The sequence below is a fragment of the Sulfurimonas sp. genome (genome assembly GCF_041563495.1).
Classification (GTDB): Bacteria; Campylobacterota; Campylobacteria; order Campylobacterales; family Sulfurimonadaceae; genus Sulfurimonas.
Genome location: NZ_JBFFMZ010000007.1, coordinates 1 through 16,515 on the forward strand (window position 1 = coordinate 1; position 16,515 = coordinate 16,515).

The following is a 16,515-nucleotide window of genomic DNA, read 5'->3' on the forward strand; positions in this document are numbered from 1 at the left end:
CTGCAGTGAACTCAGAGACAAAAAGCATATAGACAGCGGAGATTGCGAAAGACTAAAGGCTGCACTTGGACGAAAAGAGATTTTTAGAATGCAGTTTGAAAATATTGCAAAAAACGGAAGTTCTTATTTTGTGGATGCAACTGTCATACCGATTGTAGACGGCAAAGGCATCGTTGTCGAGCATCTGCACCTTATGTGTAATGTTACCGAATTGGTAGAACTTCATATCGAGATAGAAAAAACTCAGCAGGAAGTAATCTGCCGTATGGGAGAGATAAGCGAATCAAGAAGCAAAGAGACAGGCAAACATATCCATCGTGTTTCGGAATACTCAAGACTCTTGGCACTCAAAGCCGGATTTAGCGAAGAAGAAGCAAATATTGTTGCCAGCGCTTCGCCTATGCATGATATAGGAAAAGTGGCAATTCCCGATAAAGTTCTCTTAAAACCCGGCAAACTTGATGATGAAGAGTGGGAAATCATGCGCTCGCATAGCATGATAGGCTATACAGTTTTAAGTGGTTCACAAAGGCCTCTGTTAAATGCCGCAGCGGTTATTGCAAAAGAGCATCATGAGAAGTATGACGGAAGCGGTTATCCTGATGGAATTATAGGTGAAGATATCCATATCTATGCACGAATAGTTGCTATTGCTGATGTTTTTGATGCACTAGGAACAGATAGAATCTATAAAAAAGGATGGGGGCTTGATAGGATTTTAAAACTTTTTGAAGAGGAAAAAGGGAAACACTTTGACTCAAATCTAACAACGTTATTTTTAGAAAACATTGAAGAGTTCCTAAAGATCAGAGATGAGTATAAAGACATTACCGAGTAATCCAAAAATTTAAATTTTGTATTTCAACTTTAAGCTACATTTTCAAAACTAAAGGTATAATTTTTAACAATAGCAAGCTTTATACTTTTTATGAAAAACGAACATATCCGTTGTTGTTTAAAGGACTATAATGATTGACCCTCTTAAAGTATCAGATCTTTTTCATTCCTGTGATTCAAAACTTTTCTCATTTGCGACAACAGATGAACTGGAACTTCTAGAGCAGCCCATTGGTCAGTCAAATGCTCTTGAAGCTGTAGATTTTGGCGTAAACATCAAGCAAGACGGTTACAATCTTTTTGCTATGGGAGCTTCTGGAAGCGGTAAACATTCTGCCATTATCTCTTTTTTGCAATCAAAAATAAATGATAAAGAATCACCGAGTGACTGGTGTTATGTAAACAACTTCAAAAATTATCAAAAGCCTATTGCCATAGAACTTGAAGCAGGTGTAGGTACAAAGTTTAAAGATGATATAGCAGAACTCGTAGAACTTGTAAAAGTGATTCTGCCTACGGTTTTTGATAGTAACAGCTATAGAAATGAAAATGAAGCAATAAATCAAAAATACGTTAATAAACAATCAAATATTTTTATGGAACTGCAAGAAGAAGCTAAAAAACATGACGTCTCCATGAAAACCACTTATGTCGATCGTGTTACTTTTGTGCCTATCATCGACGGCAAAATACTCTCATCCGAAGAGTTCAATGCAATAACAGGTAAGAAAAAAGAAGAAATAACGAAGAAGATGAGTGATTTTGAGCGCATCGTAAAAGACAGGTTACACAAGGTAACCGAACTCAATAAGACTCTGCAAAAAGACCTTAAAGCTTTGGATAAAAAAACAACCAAAAAAGCAATAGAATCCATTATAGATGAAGTTCGCCGCAAATATGCGGACAATGAGAAAATAGTAAGTTACCTGGATCATCTACAAGACGATATGGTAAAACATGCGAAAGATTTTATATCAAAACCTGAGAACCTCGGCATACCGCCTTTTATGCAGGAATTTTACGCCCCCTCTTTTGCAAGATACAAAGTAAACCTTTTTATATCTCACGATAAAGATTCACATACTCCTATCATCTACGAAGACAATCCGATTCATCAAAACCTTATCGGAAAAATCGAGCATGTATCTCAAGTAGGTACTTTAGTTACCGATTTTAGTATGATAAAACCGGGTGCTTTGCATAAAGCCAATGGTGGATACTTACTCTTAGATGCCAGAAAGATACTTATGAATCCTTTCTCATATGAAGGTCTTAAACGGGCTTTGCAGGCTAAAGAGGTACGTATAGAATCATTAGCACAACAATACTCTATGATCAGTACGACTTCACTTGAACCTGAAGCGATTCCCATAAATTTAAAAGTTGTTCTCATAGGTGAGAGAATACTCTACTATCTTCTATATCATTACGATCCTGACTTTAAAGAGCTCTTTAAGGTGAGTGCCGATTTTGAAGATGAGATGCCAAGAAGTGATGAAAACATCCAGCTTTATGCACGCATGATAGGTACTATCTCAAAACAAAATTCCCTTCGTCCTTTGACGCCTGAGGCTGTTGCAAGAGTTGTAGAGCAGAGTTCTCGTGATGTTTCACACTCACTAAAGTTTTCTACGCATCTTAGAACACTCTCTGACCTTTTAAAAGAAGCAGACTACTATTCAAAACAAAACGAACATGAGTATATAGAAAAAAACGACATCCAAAAAGCACTGAACTCTCAGATAGAACGTATGAACCGCATTCAGATGAAACTGTATGAGCAGATAGACGAAGGTACCATAATGATAAACCTTGATGGAAGTCTAGTCGGTCAGATCAATGCACTCAGCTATATCTCTATCGGTGCTCATAATTTTGGTATTCCCTCAAGGATAACGGTAAGAACACGTATTGGTAAAGGTGATATTATCGATATAGAACGCAAGGTGGAGCTTGGCGGTCCTATTCACTCAAAAGGAGTGATGATTTTGAGTTCTTACCTGGGTTCAAGATATGCCAAAAATATGCCTCTTAGTCTATCCGCATCTCTTGTCTTTGAGCAGTCTTACGGAATGATAGAAGGTGACAGTGCTTCATCTACGGAACTTTACGCCATCTTATCTTCCATTGCCGAACTGCCTATTAAACAAAACATTGCAGTTACGGGTTCAGTAAACCAGTTTGGCGAGATTCAGCCAATCGGTGGAGTAAACGAAAAAATAGAAGGCTTTTTTGACATCTGTATGCGCAAAGATGAGAAGGCTTCTTACGGCGTTATCATTCCGCACACAAATGTTAAACACCTTATGCTAAAAGAAGAAGTGCTTAAAGCCGTGAAAAATAAAAAATTCACTATCTACGCTGTTAAATCTATTGATGAAGGGATTTCAATACTAACTGGAGTTGAAGCAGGCACAGAAAATAAAAAAGGCAAATACCCTGCTAAATCCGTGAACGGTTTAATCGTAGCCCGTCTCGAGGAACTCTCCAAAACAGTAAAAGAATTTTACCATTCCAAAAAAGAGTAACATAAGGTTACTCCTTTGAATTACTTTGTAAAAATTTTGCAAGCTCTGTTGGAAACGGAAATACTAGCGTATTAGTCTTGTCATTTGAGATATCACTCATTGTCTGAAGATATCTAAGCTGTATCCCTAAATCATTTTGAGATAGTTTTTTTGCCGCTTCTAGAAGATTCTCACTGGCTTCCAGCTCACCTTTGGCATTTATGACTTTTGCTCTACGCTCACGCTCTGCCTCTGCCTGTTTGGCAATGGCACGAACCATACTCTCATCAAGGTCTATATGTTTAATCTCAACATTTGATATCTTGATTCCCCATGCATCTGTCTGCTTATCAAGTATCTCTTGAATATCATAATTCAATCTCTCGCGTTCTGCCAGCATCTCATCAAGTTCATGCCCTCCAAGAACCGAACGCAGAGTAGTTTGAGCAAGCTGACTTGTCGCATTATGAAAGTCTTCTACTTGAATAATAGCTTTTTGAGGATCAATCACACGAAAATAGACGACTGCATTTACATGAACAGACACATTATCATGAGATATGACATCCTGAGTCGGTACATCAAGAACTATGGTTCTTAAATCAACTCTGACCATCTGTTGAATAAAGGGAATAAGTATAATAATTCCAGGTCCTTTAACTCCTGTAAAACGTCCCAGTGTAAAGACAACTCCTCGTTCATATTCCCGTAATATACGGATTGCCATTCCTAAAAAAATGATTACTAATACAACGATATATGCTCCAAAAGCAGGTACATCAAAATACATAATTTACTCCTTTATTGGTTTAACTTCTAAAGTGAGCCCAGAGAGATTTATAACTTCAACCTTTTGACCTACACTCAACTTCTCTTTACTTTTGGCTTTCCACGCTTCACCGTGACAACGCACATGGTAAATATTATTTCCAATTTCAGTCACCTCAGCAATACTACCCAGCATCTCTTCTAAACCTGATACTACTTTTGCAGATTTTGAGCTTATAAAGAGTCTGATAACCAAGATGAAAAAGGCAAGAGTCGCGAAAGTAAACGATGCTATTAAAGGCTTTGATACACTGCTTCCAAGAGTCTGGGCGTCAAAAAGCAATACAGAGCCAAGAGCAAACGATATTGCACCGCCGATGCCAAGTATTCCAAAACCTGCAACAAAAACTTCCGTTATAATAAAACTGATGCCTATTATTATAAGTATCAGTCCTGCATAGTTAAATGGAAGGATATTAAGCGCATAAAGTGCAGTTACTCCTGAAATCGCACCTACAACCCCTGGAAATATCGATCCAGGGTTCATCAACTCAAAAAATATACCATATATGGCAATAAGCAGGAATATATATGCCATATTTGGGTTTGTTATTACAGATAAAAACCGTGTCTTGTAATTTGGCTCATAATTTATTATTGTAGCTTCATGAGTGTTTAGTGTAATATGCTCCTCAGAGACTTTAACTACTCTGCCATCAAGCTTTTTTAAAAGTTCTTCTATATTGTAAGCCATCAAATCGATTATTCCTGCGTTAAGAGCATCTTCTGCGGAGAGACTTTTAGCTTCTTTTACTGCGTCTAAAGCCCAAGAAGCATTACGGTCATTCAACTGTGCCAAACTTTTTATGTAAGCCATTGCATCATTGATGGCTTTTTTCTCTACGGTAGACTTAGCACTTGTATTTGAATCTGATGACACTTGTCCGGGCATTATACTAATGGGAGTTGCAGCACCGAGATTTGTTCCGGGTGCCATTGCAGCAATGTGGGATGCGTAAAGAAGATAAGTACCCGCACTTGCGGCCCTTGAACCTTTTGGATAAACATATGTAGCGACAGCAATCGAAGAGTTCACAATTTCTTGAATCATCTCTCTCATCGATGTTGATAATCCGCCGGGAGTGTCCAGTTCTACGAGTATCATCTGAACGTCAAATGAACGCGCGGCTGCCATTCCTTCTTTTAAGTAAGTGCTGGTTGCAGGTCCTATAGGCCCTTTTATCTCAAATTTCATAACTGTAGGAGTGTTAGCAAGAAGTTCAAAAGTGATTAAAAATAGTAAAAAAAGTAATCGTTTCATCTTGCATACCTCGTTTTCTAAGTACTGAAGAGCCTACATAACTATCAGTAATAATACCCAAGAAATAACAATAAAGTCAAGATTAAGTGTTTTAGTAAATTAACGGAACAAACGTAAAACCGTAGTGTTCTATACTCTCATATTCTCCATTTTCTTTTTTCGTAACTTCATAAATTGAATTTCCCACCGGAATGACAAGTCTTCCTCCGATTTTAAGTTGCTCTAACAACTCCGTAGGAAACTTATCTGCTGCGGCAGAGACTAAAATACGGTCAAATTCTTCACCCACAATACCTAATGCGTCTCCGGCTTGAATAATTGTGGAATTATATAATCCATATTTTTCAAGATTAATCTTTCCATATTTTACAAGTTCTTCAACTCTCTCAAGTCCGGTCACAGAACCTTTATCTCCAACTATAAAACTAAGGAGTGCTGTTGTCCAGCCGGAACCGCTTCCAATATCGAGTATCTTCTGCCCTTTGCGTGGAGAGAGCATCTCTAACATCATGGCTACCGTAGTCGGCTGAGAAATAGTCTGTCCGTAACCTATTTGCAGGGGATAATCTTCATATACATCCGATACACTTGGATCGTAAACAAAATCGGCCCTATCTATATTTTCAAAAGCCTCTATAATATTCTTGGAACTAAGAGCACCCCTGTTTATAAGATGTCGGATTAATTCACTGTTTGAGTTCATCTACTTCCATACCCCCTCAATCGCATATCCGCAATAAGGACAGATTCCTTCCTCATCAAGTTCATTTTTTACAAACTGACCTATGTTTCCGCTTCTGTCTATGACTCTGTTTTTGCAGTTTGGACAGTATGTAGATTCATAATCTTCATTATCCACATTGCCTATATAAAGATATTTAAGCCCCTCTTCCTGTCCTATCTTATATGCACGAAGAAGTGTAGATTCAGGTGTACGAGGAGTGTCTAGCATCTTGTATGTAGGATGAAAGGCTGAGAGATGCCAAGGTATGGAAATGTCAAGATCAGCAATAAACCTTGCGATGCCTCGAATCTCTTCATCGGAATCATTTTTGCCGGGAATGAGCAGAGTTGTTATCTCAACCCATATTCCTTTTTCATGAGCATATGTGACTGCATCCAACACCGGTTTTAATCTTGCACCGCAAATCTCTTTGTAAAACTCATTTGAAAAACTTTTGATATCTATGTTCATACCGTCTATATACGGTGCGAGGAGGTCTATTGCCTTATGTGTCTCATAACCACTCGTGACGTAGATATTTTTAAGACCCTTTTCATGAGCTATCTTTGCAGTGTCATAAGTGTATTCAAAGAAGACAATCGGTTCATTATAGGTATACGCTATTGAATCACATCTGTTTCCTATGGCCAGTTCAACCAGATACTCTGGAGAGAGTTCCCGTCCTACAATCTCATGCTTATGCTCTTTTGGATATTGGGATATATCGTAGTTCTGACAAAATTTACAGGAGAAATTGCATCCAACCGTTCCAACGGAGAATGCTCTGGTTTTTGGAAGGAAATGAAACATCGGTTTCTTCTCTACAGGATCAACATTTACGGCTGCTGCAAGTCCGTATACAAGCAGCTTAAGCTCGCCGTCTTCTACCATTCTTACAGCGCATATACCGTATTCACCCTCACTGAGCACACATGCCTGTGAACATGCTTCACATAAAACTTTGCCGTTTTTGAGTTCTTTACTCAACCATGCTTTTGCTGCCATGTCATCCTCCTCTTTATAGGACTTTTGGGGGAAACTTAAAACTAAACTACTTCTTCATCTACCTTTACACTCTTTTTTTTGCGATTTAGCGTTTTAAAAATAATATACCCTATTATTAGTAAGACGAGGAGAGCTAAAACAATCTCAAAGGTATAATCTTTCTCTTGTACCTGTTTTACTTCTTTAACCTGCTTATGTATCTTAACTTCAACAGGCTCATCTTTTTTTATTTGCACTTTTTTTTGTTTTTCAATCTTTACCTCAACAGGCAGTGATCTTTCTTCAACAACTTTTTGAGCCAGCACTTCCGGCATCTCTATCTTTTGTCCATGTTCCAACACATATGCATCATCATAGTATTTCTCAAGTGCTTTTAAAGTTCTTAGAAGCTGTACATAACTCGTAAAAGGCGATAAAGATATAACATGATACTGCCCTATAGTCTTAAGCTCCACTTCTATAGAGTTTTTATTTATAAGCGTTGAAAGTTTATCATCCTTAAGTATATGATTATTTAAACTTACCAAACTGTTTAAAGCATATTTCTCTTGTAAAAAACTTCCCACTATAATCTGTTTTTCACTTGAAAAAAGCATAGTTGTTAACATGATTATTAAAAATACTAATTTCATCTGCAACTCCTTAAAATTTATTATAACCAAATATATTTAAGAACATTTAGCTATATCTTTTGGTTTATTAAATCTAATTCCAAACTACCGCTTACATAATTAGCAAAAAATGTAAGTGCCTCAAGATCATTGTCATTATAGTCACCCCTTAATTTATTAAGCAGCTGTATAACACCGATAACATCTCTTTTAGAGTCAAATATAGGAACAGTAATGATATTTTTAGTTATATAACCGCTTTTTTTATCTATGTTAGAAAGAAATCTTGGATCATCATATGGTGAATTTACGACCTGAGGTTTGCCGCTTTGGTAAGTGTCTCCTACTATTCCTGCATCTAAGGCTATTACAATACGGCCTATCCCGTCACTGAGTCTAGTCCACAATATCTTGTCCTCAACATCTACTATAAAGATAGAACATCTATCCGCATCTAAAAGTCTCTTTGCTTCATCTGCAATAAGCTCCAGCGAGTTTTCTATCTTGCCTAAAGACATAAGCTTTTTTCCAAACTCCGCTATTTGGTTGTACTTTTGCATCAATCCTGATTCTCCGTGTTGTTCGAATCTTCCATTAGACAAAGGTCGATTAACTCCAAATATCCGCTGACATAATGAGCAAAAAATATCATAAACTTAATATCCTCTTTATCAAAACCTTCGGGTTTATTAAGAAGTTGAAGAACTCCGATAATTTCTCTTTTGGAATTAAAAATCGGTGCAGTGACTATATTTTTTGTCACATAACCGCTCTCTTTATCTATGTCCGGAAGAAAGTGTGGATTTGTGTACGGGTCATTTTCTATAAGCGGCTTTTTCTCTTTTATCGTATGTCCGACAAGACCTTTGTCTGAAGGGATTTTAATCCTCTCAATATCATCCGCTAATGTAGTCCAAAGTTCACCTTTTTCTAAATCGTTTATAAAGATAGAGCATCTGTGCGCTCCAATGACCTCTTTTGCATATTTGGCTATTCTAGGTAAGCCCTTTTCATACGAAGTGTCACTTAGCAGGTCTCTTCCAAAATCTGCAAGTTTTTTATAAATGTTTTCATATCTCATAATATGTCCCATTATTTTTTTATAATAATTATAGTGTAAAATACGAAAAAAAAGGAACCTTTATGAACTTAGTAACTATATGGCATAATCCTAAATGTTCAAAATCACGTGAAGCATTAAGCATTTTGGAGGATAACGGCTGTGAAAAAGAAGTGGTTCACTACCTCGATGATACTCCAAACAAAGATCAGATTATGACGGCACTGACTATGCTCGGACTGAATCCTAAAGATCTTATGAGAACTAAAGAAGATATCTATACGGAATTAAATTTAAAAGAAGAGTATGATTACGATAAACTTATAGATGCCATGATAGAAAATCCTATACTTATAGAGAGACCTGTGATTTTTAAAGACGGCAGAGCGATTATAGGAAGACCGACTTCTATAATCGCTGATTTTTTAAATAGCTAAAGAACTACTTTTTCTCTTTCTTTTTTTCTACAAAAGTACAGTCACCGCTTGAGTATGGGCAAGTCTTTGCTATACTCATCTCAAAATATTCCTCTTCTATACCCTCTTGTTTACGGTCGTAGTGGCGCATGGCAGCTCTAAAAGAAGTAAGTACCATATTAGCACTGTCTTGATGGTCTGTTGAGATATGCTCAACTTGTTCACCCTCAGGTTTGGATGTATCTACTTTTGGCGGTGCAATGTTTGCATACGCATCTTGAAGGTCTTGTTCAAGACCTAAAACAGTTAGAAGTGCTTCTGCTATTGATTCACCTTTTATCATCTCAGTAAGAAGCGAGCCCAGAGTTGCAGCATCTTGACTCGCCGAGTTTGTGCCAAACTTCACATCAGTAATATGACTACTATCTCTTTTTATATACATTACCACATAAGTCTCTTTTGCATGATCTATACCGACACCTATACCGTCTGCATCTTCAAGCTTTCCGTAGTTTTCAGGCTGTAACATATGTCTGCCTATTTCTGCTTCTAACTCTGCTTGTTCTCTGTTTTTAATATCTTCCATCTCTTCCCTCTATCTTTGTGGAGCGAGTTTTTCTATGCTCACACCGTTGTCTTTAATAAATTTTGAAATTGTATCTGAGTGAGTATGCTCATACTCTTTTGCATAGACGATTCTTTTTATACCGCTTGCGATAAGATTTTTACTACACTCACTGCAAGGCTCCAATGTTACAAAAATTGAAGCACCCTCAATTGAAATGCCTTTTCTTGCAGCCCAGATGATGGCATTCATCTCTGCATGAATCTCATAAGTTTTTGACCACTCATGATGCTCGGCAGTGTATTCATCTTCCCAGTGGTCACAACAGTTTGTAAATCCTGCCGGTGTACCGTTATAGCCCGTACTCAAAATTCTTCCGTCTTTTACAATTACTGCACCGACCTGCTTAGATACACATTTTGAAGCAGTCGCTAACTCTGTAGCAATATTTATAAAATTTTCATCACTTAACATTTCTAATCATCTTTATATCAGCATTGTGGCGAAGCCTAGCAAAGTAATCACCAAGAACCTGCTCTCTTTGCTCAGCTGCAATCATATTCATTATCTGATTTCTAACACTCTCCAGCCCGGTCTCTTTTGCCGACTCTACCTCTTTAATATAAAAACTCATATATCCGCCTTTACCGTCAGGAACAGCATCTGTAAAAGTGTTTAAAGCAGTTCTCTCTAAAAGAGATGCTAACTCAGGAGAAATTCTGTCGTAAGGAAGAGCCTGCTCATTGCTTGTAATTTCAGAAGAGTGAAACATAGGGTTATCAATCTTTTCTTGAAGTATTTGTTTATTTTTTGACTGATAAATAATAACTTTAAATCCACTAGGATGAGCAAAACTATCTTTATGTGATTTGTAGTACGCTTCTATCTCTTCATCTGTCGGTTCGGACAATCCGCTGTAAGCGATGGAGGAATAAAGTTTTTGAGAAAGCAGCTTTTCTTTTATCTTCTCTTTTAGTTCTGTTGAAGACAAACCGCTTGAGTTTCTAACGGCTTCATAGAACTCATTTACACTGAGATTATTTCTTTTTGCCGTCTGCTTGATGTCATCATATACTTCACCGCTGCTGACTGAGAGTTTTCGCTCTTGTATCTCTTGCTTTTCCAGAGTTTTTCTTATCAAAACATCTGTTGCAGTTTTAGCATCTACTCTTGAAGTCTGCATCTCTTTTTTTATGTCATAAAGAGTTATAGCACTCCCTTTAACAACTACTGCTACACCATCTGTTACTTCAGCATTAAGAGTTGCGACGAGCATAATAGTTAAAAACATTTTGTACATTTATTATCCTATATAAATTAAAAGGAGTATTTTACCCATCTTTAACAAATAATAGCCTAAAATTCAATTACTAAAATAAAAGGCTTTTTCATGGTTGTTACTCGTTTTGCTCCTAGTCCTACCGGCTATCTTCACATTGGTGGTTTAAGAACTGCCCTTTTTTCGTACCTTTGGGCCAAAAAGAACAGCGGAAAATTTGTTCTTCGCATCGAAGATACGGATAAAGCAAGAAACTCACAAGAAGCTGCAGAAGCAATTCTTAAAGCATTCAAATGGCTTGGTCTAGAACATGACGGCGAGATAACTTACCAATCACAAAGAGATGATATTTATGCTAAGTATGTCAAACAACTTTTAGACATGGGACTTGCTTATAAGTGCTATATGTCAAAAGACGAGCTCACTGAGCTTCGTGAAACTCAAATGGCGAATAAAGAACGTACTAAGTACAACGGCAAGTATCGTGATTTTGACGGCACACCTCCGGAAGGCATCGAGCCTGTAATACGCATCAAAGCACCGCTAAGTGGAGAAATCCTAGTTAAAGACGGTGTAAAAGGCAATGTCATTTTTCAAGCCGAAGATATCTTGGACGATTTTGTAATCGCAAGAGCTGACGGTTCACCGACTTATAACTTTGTTGTGGCGATTGATGATCACTTAATGGGAATCAACGAAGTTATCCGCGGAGACGACCATCTCTCTAACACTCCAAAACAGATAGTCATCTATGAAGCTCTTGGATTTGATATTCCTATGTTTTACCATGTTCCGATGATACACAACTCTGAAGGTAAAAAACTCTCCAAACGTGACGGTGCGACTGATGTTATGGCATATAAAGAGATGGGCTACACTCCTCAGGCTCTGCTTAACTTTTTAGTTCGTCTTGGCTGGAGTCACGGAGACCAAGAGATATTCAGCATGGATGAGATGATTCATCTTTTCAACCCCAAAGATATAAATAAATCAGCTTCTATCTACAACACTGAAAAGCTTGATTGGCTAAGTGCCCACTATATCAAAAATACATCAAATACCGAGTTGGCTCAGCTTCTGACCGAGTATGATTTAGTATTGACTTCACATGATAAAAGAGAAATTCTTCTGGATGCGCTAAAAGAGCGTGCAAAAACTCTAAAAGAGTTGGCAGAACTGACACGTGAGATACTTGCAACTCCTCATTCTTATGACGAAAAAGCTGTTAAAAAAGCTTTCAAAGATGATTCTGTAGCAATTATCAATGCTTTTGGAGCAAAACTGAGTGCCTGTGACGATGAACTTCATCTTCCAAGTGACTACCACCATGTTATGGAAGAAGTTGTAAACGAGATGGAGATAGGTTTTGGCAAGATAGGTCAACCGCTTCGCGTAGCACTTCTTGGAAAAATGAGCGGTCCCGGACTAGATGTTGTTATGGCGGTAATCGGCAAAGATGAGACTATGCTAAGAATTGCAAACGCCATAACTGCAAACTCTTAAAACTTAAATGCATATTCAGATATGGGAATAATCTCTGTTTCCATATACCGCACAAGCTACAAAAAAGTAGAATAACTTTATGGAACTGATAATAGAATTTTTCTCAGCCTTGTATGAGCTTAGTAATGCAATGGCAATTTACATCATATTTGGTCTCGCTTTTGCGGGGATTATGCATGAACTTGTACCTGAGACGCTTGTCACTAAGCATCTCGGAAGCGAGAGCATAAGCTCGGTTATAAAATCTACCGTTTTTGGCATCCCTCTTCCTGTATGTTCATGCGGCGTAATACCTCTGGCATCGAGCATCAAAAAAAGCGGTGCCAGTAAAGGTGCGACTCTCTCATTTCTTATCTCCACTCCCATAACCGGAATCGACTCCATTCTTGCTACTTATGGAATGTTTGGCTGGATTTTTACACTTTACAGAGTCATGACTTCTATGGTTATAGCCATGCTTGCGGGAATACTTACAAACATTTATGATAAAGAAATCATTCCTGAGGAAGTAGAAGAAAAAAGTGAGAGTTGCTGTTGTTCTAACACTTGTTCAAGTGAGAGTGAGGTAAAACAGAGATTCTCATTCAAAAGAGCTATGGAATATGCCTTTGTAACTCTTCTTGGTGATATTGCAAAAGCTCTTTTTTGGGGTCTAATCATCGGAGCCTTAATCACTATCGCCATCCCTCAAAACCTCAGTGAGATTCTTACAGAGTACACATGGCTCTCTTACATAATCGCCATTGCCATTGCCGTACCGATGTATGTTTGTGCAACTGCATCCCTACCCATAGCTGCCGGTCTTATGCTCAGCGGTGTCAGTGCGGGAGCTGCCTTTGTGTTTTTAAGTGCAGGACCCGCTACAAACACGGTTACTATAGGTGTGGTGAAGAAGATGCTGGGGACAAAGTCTCTTTACATCTATCTTGGGACTATTGTTTTAGGAAGTGTTATCTTTGGTCTTGGACTTGATTTTGTATTTGACATCAACTCCATAGATGCCAAATCACTTATTCACATTGAAGAAGAAGCGGGTATTTTAGAGATACTCAGTAGTTTGGTTTTATGGAGCTTAATGTTATACTTTACGCTTAAACCATATTTTAAAAAAGCATGAGATGAATAACAAACCGATAACTTTAAAAACTATCTATAATCTTATTTTAGAAAAAAAACCTGCGCTTATTTACGGTCAGATAATTACTCTGATTGCAATTCTTGTAAGTGTGCCCATTCCGCTAATGCTGCCGATAATGGTAGATGAGATTCTTTTAGACAAGCCTGCTCATTTTGTAGATGCTATTAACTTCTTTATAGGCGGCACAACTGCATTTTACTACATAGCCATCGTGACTGTCGTGGTTATTTTACTGCGGTTTATCTACTACTTTCTTGGTGTGATTATCACTAAAATCTTTACAAAAATATCCAAGCACGTTACCTTTATGATTCGTAAACGCCTTATCGAGCATCTAAAGATTGCATCTATGAACGAGTATGAGACACTTGGCTCAGGTGCAATAACGTCAAACCTTGTAACCGATGTAAACACACTTGATAACTTCATCATCACAAGCGTAAGTAAGTTTGTATCTTCTATTTTAACTCTTGTCGCCGTTGCTATTGTGATGATTGTAATCGACCCTGTTTTAGGCATCTTGATTCTGATTATCCAGCCTCTTATTATGCTTATGAGTAAAAAGATGGCATCTATCGTCGGCAATCTGAAAAAAGAAGAAAACAGTGCCATAGAGAAGTTTCAAGACAACATAGGAGAAACCCTAGACCTTTACGGGCAGATAAAAGCATCCAACAAAGAGGACTACTTTTTTAGTGAAGCAGTCTCTCATGCTAAAAAAGTTCAAACGACTTCAAACGAGTACGGATACAAAAGTGTCGCTTACGAAAAACTCTCTTACACCATCTTCTTGACGATGTTTGAAATCATCCGTGCTTCCGGACTTGTTCTGGTTGCATACAGTGACCTCAGCATCGGTATGATGTTTGCGATGTTTGGCTATATCTGGTTTATCATGACTCCCGTTCAAGACATTCTGTCTATGCAATACAGCTATGCATCTGCCATGAGCGCCATAAAAAGGATAAACAAAATCCTTACTCTAAAAACTGAGAAGAGCGGAAACAAAAAGATAGAGTCTGAAAAACTGCATATCTCTTTAGAAAATCTCGATTTTTCCTACTCAAACGAAAAACCTATACTTCAAGACATCTCAATAAACATAGATGCGGGAAGCAAGATAGCACTTATCGGTGCGAGCGGAAGCGGGAAAACAACTCTGGCTCAAGTCATCTCAGGCTTCTACGCAAAAAACAGCGGTTCACTAAGATACAACGGAATTGACATAGAAGAGATAGACAAAAGCTCACTGAGAGAGAGGATATTTTTAGTGCTTCAGATGCCGATACTTTTTAACTCTACTCTGAGGTTTAATATAACTATGGGTGATGAGAGTATAAGCGATGATGATATTTATAAAGCTCTACAAACAGCTCAACTACGTGATATGATAGAGCAAATGCAAGAAGGTCTTGACACCATTGTAGGCCGTCACGGCATCAGACTCTCAGGCGGTCAGAGGCAACGTCTTAGCATCGCAAGGATGATTATCGCTGATCCAAGCGTAGTAATCTTTGACGAGTCCACCTCAGCTCTTGATGTTCACACTGAAGCAAAACTGCAAACTACCATAGCACCGCTTCTAAAAGACAAAACCGTCATCACCATCGCACACAGGCTTAGCACTGTTAAAAATGCTGATGTCATCTACGTCTTAGATGCAGGGAAAATCGTTCAACACGGAACTCATGAAGAGCTCGAAGCAGAAGAGGGACACTATATGGAATTTGTAAAGAAGCAGCTACTCTAATGAGTCGTAAAAAATTTCTTCTATTTGACAACGATGGCGTTTTAGTCGAAACTGAAAACTGGTACTACGAAGCGAATGTAAAAGCATTGGCAGAGATAGATATAGAACTGACTTTTGATGTCTATATGGAGATAATGGCAAGAGGCGGAACTGCTTGGGAAGTTGCCAAGGCTCAGGATATTTCTCAGTCTATCATAGATGCTCAAAGAGCAAAAAGAGATATCTACTACAGAGAGTTTATAAGAAGTGAACACATCGAGATAGACGGCGTTGCAGATACGCTTGAAGAGTTAAAAAAAGAGTACAAGATGGGAATCATCACTACTTCAAGAAGAGTAGATTTTGACCTTATTCATAACGACAGAGACATCATAAAGTTTATGGACTTCTCTCTTTGCGTAGAAGAATACCCTCGCGCAAAACCACATCCAGACCCTTACTTAGCGGGTATGAAAAAGTTTGGTGCCACAAGAGATGAGTGTCTGGTCATAGAAGACTCACAAAGAGGTCTAAGCTCTGCCGTAAATGCCCAGATAGAGTGTGCCATAGTTGAAAATGAGTTTACACTTACGCATGACTTTTCAAAAGCCACTTACCATATAAAGAAGTTTTCCGACCTGCCAAAACTGCTAAAAAATGTCACCTAAAAGTTCATTTTAACTTTTCTGGGATATACTCTTCGCATGAGATTTAAAAGCTTAATAACTTTAACACTACTTTTTGTAATCAGTTTTTCTATTGTACATGAGTATGTTTATGCTGCCTTTGACACTTACCATACAAGTGTACACGAATATGTAAGCGAGTTTGACACCCCGACATCTCATGAAGACCTTTGCGATATTCACTTTGAGTATCATCAATCATTTCTGCTCTCTCAAAACCTGGTTCTACCGGATATAGACTTTAGATCTACTGCAAATAAAACCGATAAAGAGACATACAACTTCAAAACCCATCTGGAACTTTACAAGCCCCCTGTTTCCTAACCTGTAACGCAATTAAATACAAACAATAAAATTATTACAGGA

The 16,515-nt window shown here is 38.0% G+C and carries 18 protein-coding genes; 8 read left to right on the forward strand and 10 right to left on the reverse strand.

All coding sequences use genetic code 11. The features are described from left to right. Both ABYK18_RS08265 and ABYK18_RS08270 read left to right on the forward strand, forming a co-directional pair. Window positions 1-838 (forward strand): HD domain-containing phosphohydrolase (locus ABYK18_RS08265; RefSeq protein ID WP_373036191.1); only part of this gene is annotated, 838 nt, incomplete at its 5' end. A 130-nt stretch (window positions 839-968) separates the two neighbouring features. Beyond that, complete coding sequence (locus ABYK18_RS08270) at window positions 969-3,365, forward strand: Lon protease family protein (RefSeq protein ID WP_373036192.1); 2,397 nt, start codon at window positions 969-971, stop codon at window positions 3,363-3,365. A gap of 7 nt (window positions 3,366-3,372) precedes the next feature. Here the strand turns inward: ABYK18_RS08270 and ABYK18_RS08275 are convergent, their stop codons facing one another. From ABYK18_RS08275 to ABYK18_RS08305, 7 genes are all read right to left on the reverse strand, one after another. Then, window positions 3,373-4,134 (reverse strand): slipin family protein, encoded by a 762-nt coding sequence (locus ABYK18_RS08275; protein WP_373036193.1) that lies wholly within the window; start codon window positions 4,132-4,134, stop codon window positions 3,373-3,375. Window positions 4,135-4,137: 3 nt separating this feature from the next. After that, window positions 4,138-5,433 (reverse strand): nodulation protein NfeD, encoded by a 1,296-nt coding sequence (locus tag ABYK18_RS08280; protein ID WP_373036194.1) that lies wholly within the window; start codon window positions 5,431-5,433, stop codon window positions 4,138-4,140. 91 nt (window positions 5,434-5,524) lie between these two features. Continuing rightward, window positions 5,525-6,136: a protein-L-isoaspartate O-methyltransferase gene (pcm, locus tag ABYK18_RS08285; protein ID WP_373036195.1), complete on the reverse strand. Its 612-nt coding sequence runs from the start codon at window positions 6,134-6,136 to the stop codon at window positions 5,525-5,527. After that, the gene (amrS, locus tag ABYK18_RS08290) at window positions 6,137-7,162 is read right to left on the reverse strand and encodes an AmmeMemoRadiSam system radical SAM enzyme (protein ID WP_373036196.1); all 1,026 of its coding nucleotides are present in this window, start codon (window positions 7,160-7,162) and stop codon (window positions 6,137-6,139) included. A gap of 41 nt (window positions 7,163-7,203) precedes the next feature. Further along, entirely contained in the window at window positions 7,204-7,794 is a 591-nt protein-coding gene (locus tag ABYK18_RS08295) for a hypothetical protein (protein ID WP_373036197.1), read from the reverse strand. Between the two features lie 50 nt (window positions 7,795-7,844). After that, window positions 7,845-8,333, reverse strand: coding sequence for a GAF domain-containing protein (locus ABYK18_RS08300; protein WP_373036198.1), 489 nt, complete (start codon window positions 8,331-8,333; stop codon window positions 7,845-7,847). Beyond that, window positions 8,333-8,854, reverse strand: coding sequence for a GAF domain-containing protein (locus ABYK18_RS08305; RefSeq protein WP_373036199.1), 522 nt, complete (start codon window positions 8,852-8,854; stop codon window positions 8,333-8,335). The genes ABYK18_RS08300 and ABYK18_RS08305 overlap by 1 nt, the downstream gene beginning before the upstream one ends. A 62-nt stretch (window positions 8,855-8,916) precedes the next feature. On the opposite strand from ABYK18_RS08305, the gene arsC reads away from it, so the two are divergent. Beyond that, window positions 8,917-9,270 carry an arsenate reductase (glutaredoxin) gene (gene arsC / locus ABYK18_RS08310; RefSeq protein ID WP_373036200.1) on the forward strand — a complete coding sequence of 118 codons (354 nt, stop codon included), beginning with the start codon at window positions 8,917-8,919 and terminating at the stop codon, window positions 9,268-9,270. 4 nt (window positions 9,271-9,274) lie between these two features. Here the strand turns inward: arsC and ABYK18_RS08315 are convergent, their stop codons facing one another. Genes ABYK18_RS08315 through ABYK18_RS08325 form a run of 3 tightly spaced genes read right to left on the reverse strand, consistent with a single transcriptional unit; the run spans window position 9,275 to window position 11,114 of the window. Continuing rightward, window positions 9,275-9,835 carry an iron-sulfur cluster assembly scaffold protein gene (locus ABYK18_RS08315; RefSeq protein WP_373036201.1) on the reverse strand — a complete coding sequence of 187 codons (561 nt, stop codon included), beginning with the start codon at window positions 9,833-9,835 and terminating at the stop codon, window positions 9,275-9,277. 9 nt (window positions 9,836-9,844) lie between these two features. Further along, the gene (locus ABYK18_RS08320; RefSeq protein ID WP_373036202.1) at window positions 9,845-10,288 is read right to left on the reverse strand and encodes a cytidine/deoxycytidylate deaminase family protein; all 444 of its coding nucleotides are present in this window, start codon (window positions 10,286-10,288) and stop codon (window positions 9,845-9,847) included. Next, the gene (locus tag ABYK18_RS08325) at window positions 10,278-11,114 is read right to left on the reverse strand and encodes a peptidyl-prolyl cis-trans isomerase (protein ID WP_373036203.1); all 837 of its coding nucleotides are present in this window, start codon (window positions 11,112-11,114) and stop codon (window positions 10,278-10,280) included. The genes ABYK18_RS08320 and ABYK18_RS08325 overlap by 11 nt, the downstream gene beginning before the upstream one ends. A 90-nt stretch (window positions 11,115-11,204) precedes the next feature. On the opposite strand from ABYK18_RS08325, the gene gltX reads away from it, so the two are divergent. From gltX to ABYK18_RS08350, 5 genes are all read left to right on the forward strand, one after another. Next, window positions 11,205-12,596, forward strand: a complete 1,392-nt coding sequence (gltX, locus tag ABYK18_RS08330) for a glutamate--tRNA ligase (protein ID WP_373036204.1) — start codon at window positions 11,205-11,207, stop codon at window positions 12,594-12,596. A 79-nt stretch (window positions 12,597-12,675) separates the two neighbouring features. Further along, the gene (locus ABYK18_RS08335) at window positions 12,676-13,713 is read left to right on the forward strand and encodes an SO_0444 family Cu/Zn efflux transporter (RefSeq protein WP_373036205.1); all 1,038 of its coding nucleotides are present in this window, start codon (window positions 12,676-12,678) and stop codon (window positions 13,711-13,713) included. Between the two features lies 1 nt (window position 13,714). Further along, entirely contained in the window at window positions 13,715-15,484 is a 1,770-nt protein-coding gene (locus tag ABYK18_RS08340; RefSeq protein WP_373036206.1) for an ABC transporter ATP-binding protein, read from the forward strand. Then, a complete protein-coding gene (locus tag ABYK18_RS08345) occupies window positions 15,484-16,131 on the forward strand; it encodes an HAD family hydrolase (RefSeq protein ID WP_373036207.1) in 648 nt (215 codons plus the stop codon). Before ABYK18_RS08340 ends, ABYK18_RS08345 begins: the two co-directional genes overlap by 1 nt. Window positions 16,132-16,167: 36 nt before the next feature. Next, window positions 16,168-16,473 (forward strand): hypothetical protein, encoded by a 306-nt coding sequence (locus ABYK18_RS08350; RefSeq protein WP_373036208.1) that lies wholly within the window; start codon window positions 16,168-16,170, stop codon window positions 16,471-16,473. Window positions 16,474-16,515 lie beyond the last annotated feature (42 nt).

Bases quoted from the DNA above. Each gene is read 5' to 3' on its own strand.
- ABYK18_RS08270 (WP_373036192.1), top strand. From the start codon at position 969: ATGATTGACCCTCTTAAAGTATCAGATCTTTTTCATTCCTGTGATTCA.
- ABYK18_RS08275 (WP_373036193.1), bottom strand. From the start codon at position 4,134: ATGTATTTTGATGTACCTGCTTTTGGAGCATATATCGTTGTATTAGTA.
- ABYK18_RS08280 (WP_373036194.1), bottom strand. From the start codon at position 5,433: ATGAAACGATTACTTTTTTTACTATTTTTAATCACTTTTGAACTTCTT.
- pcm (WP_373036195.1), bottom strand. From the start codon at position 6,136: ATGAACTCAAACAGTGAATTAATCCGACATCTTATAAACAGGGGTGCT.
- amrS (WP_373036196.1), bottom strand. From the start codon at position 7,162: ATGGCAGCAAAAGCATGGTTGAGTAAAGAACTCAAAAACGGCAAAGTT.
- ABYK18_RS08295 (WP_373036197.1), bottom strand. From the start codon at position 7,794: ATGAAATTAGTATTTTTAATAATCATGTTAACAACTATGCTTTTTTCA.
- ABYK18_RS08300 (WP_373036198.1), bottom strand. From the start codon at position 8,333: ATGCAAAAGTACAACCAAATAGCGGAGTTTGGAAAAAAGCTTATGTCT.
- ABYK18_RS08305 (WP_373036199.1), bottom strand. From the start codon at position 8,854: ATGAGATATGAAAACATTTATAAAAAACTTGCAGATTTTGGAAGAGAC.
- arsC (WP_373036200.1), top strand. From the start codon at position 8,917: ATGAACTTAGTAACTATATGGCATAATCCTAAATGTTCAAAATCACGT.
- ABYK18_RS08315 (WP_373036201.1), bottom strand. From the start codon at position 9,835: ATGGAAGATATTAAAAACAGAGAACAAGCAGAGTTAGAAGCAGAAATA.
- ABYK18_RS08320 (WP_373036202.1), bottom strand. From the start codon at position 10,288: ATGTTAAGTGATGAAAATTTTATAAATATTGCTACAGAGTTAGCGACT.
- ABYK18_RS08325 (WP_373036203.1), bottom strand. From the start codon at position 11,114: ATGTACAAAATGTTTTTAACTATTATGCTCGTCGCAACTCTTAATGCT.
- gltX (WP_373036204.1), top strand. From the start codon at position 11,205: ATGGTTGTTACTCGTTTTGCTCCTAGTCCTACCGGCTATCTTCACATT.
- ABYK18_RS08335 (WP_373036205.1), top strand. From the start codon at position 12,676: ATGGAACTGATAATAGAATTTTTCTCAGCCTTGTATGAGCTTAGTAAT.
- ABYK18_RS08340 (WP_373036206.1), top strand. From the start codon at position 13,715: ATGAATAACAAACCGATAACTTTAAAAACTATCTATAATCTTATTTTA.
- ABYK18_RS08345 (WP_373036207.1), top strand. From the start codon at position 15,484: ATGAGTCGTAAAAAATTTCTTCTATTTGACAACGATGGCGTTTTAGTC.
- ABYK18_RS08350 (WP_373036208.1), top strand. From the start codon at position 16,168: ATGAGATTTAAAAGCTTAATAACTTTAACACTACTTTTTGTAATCAGT.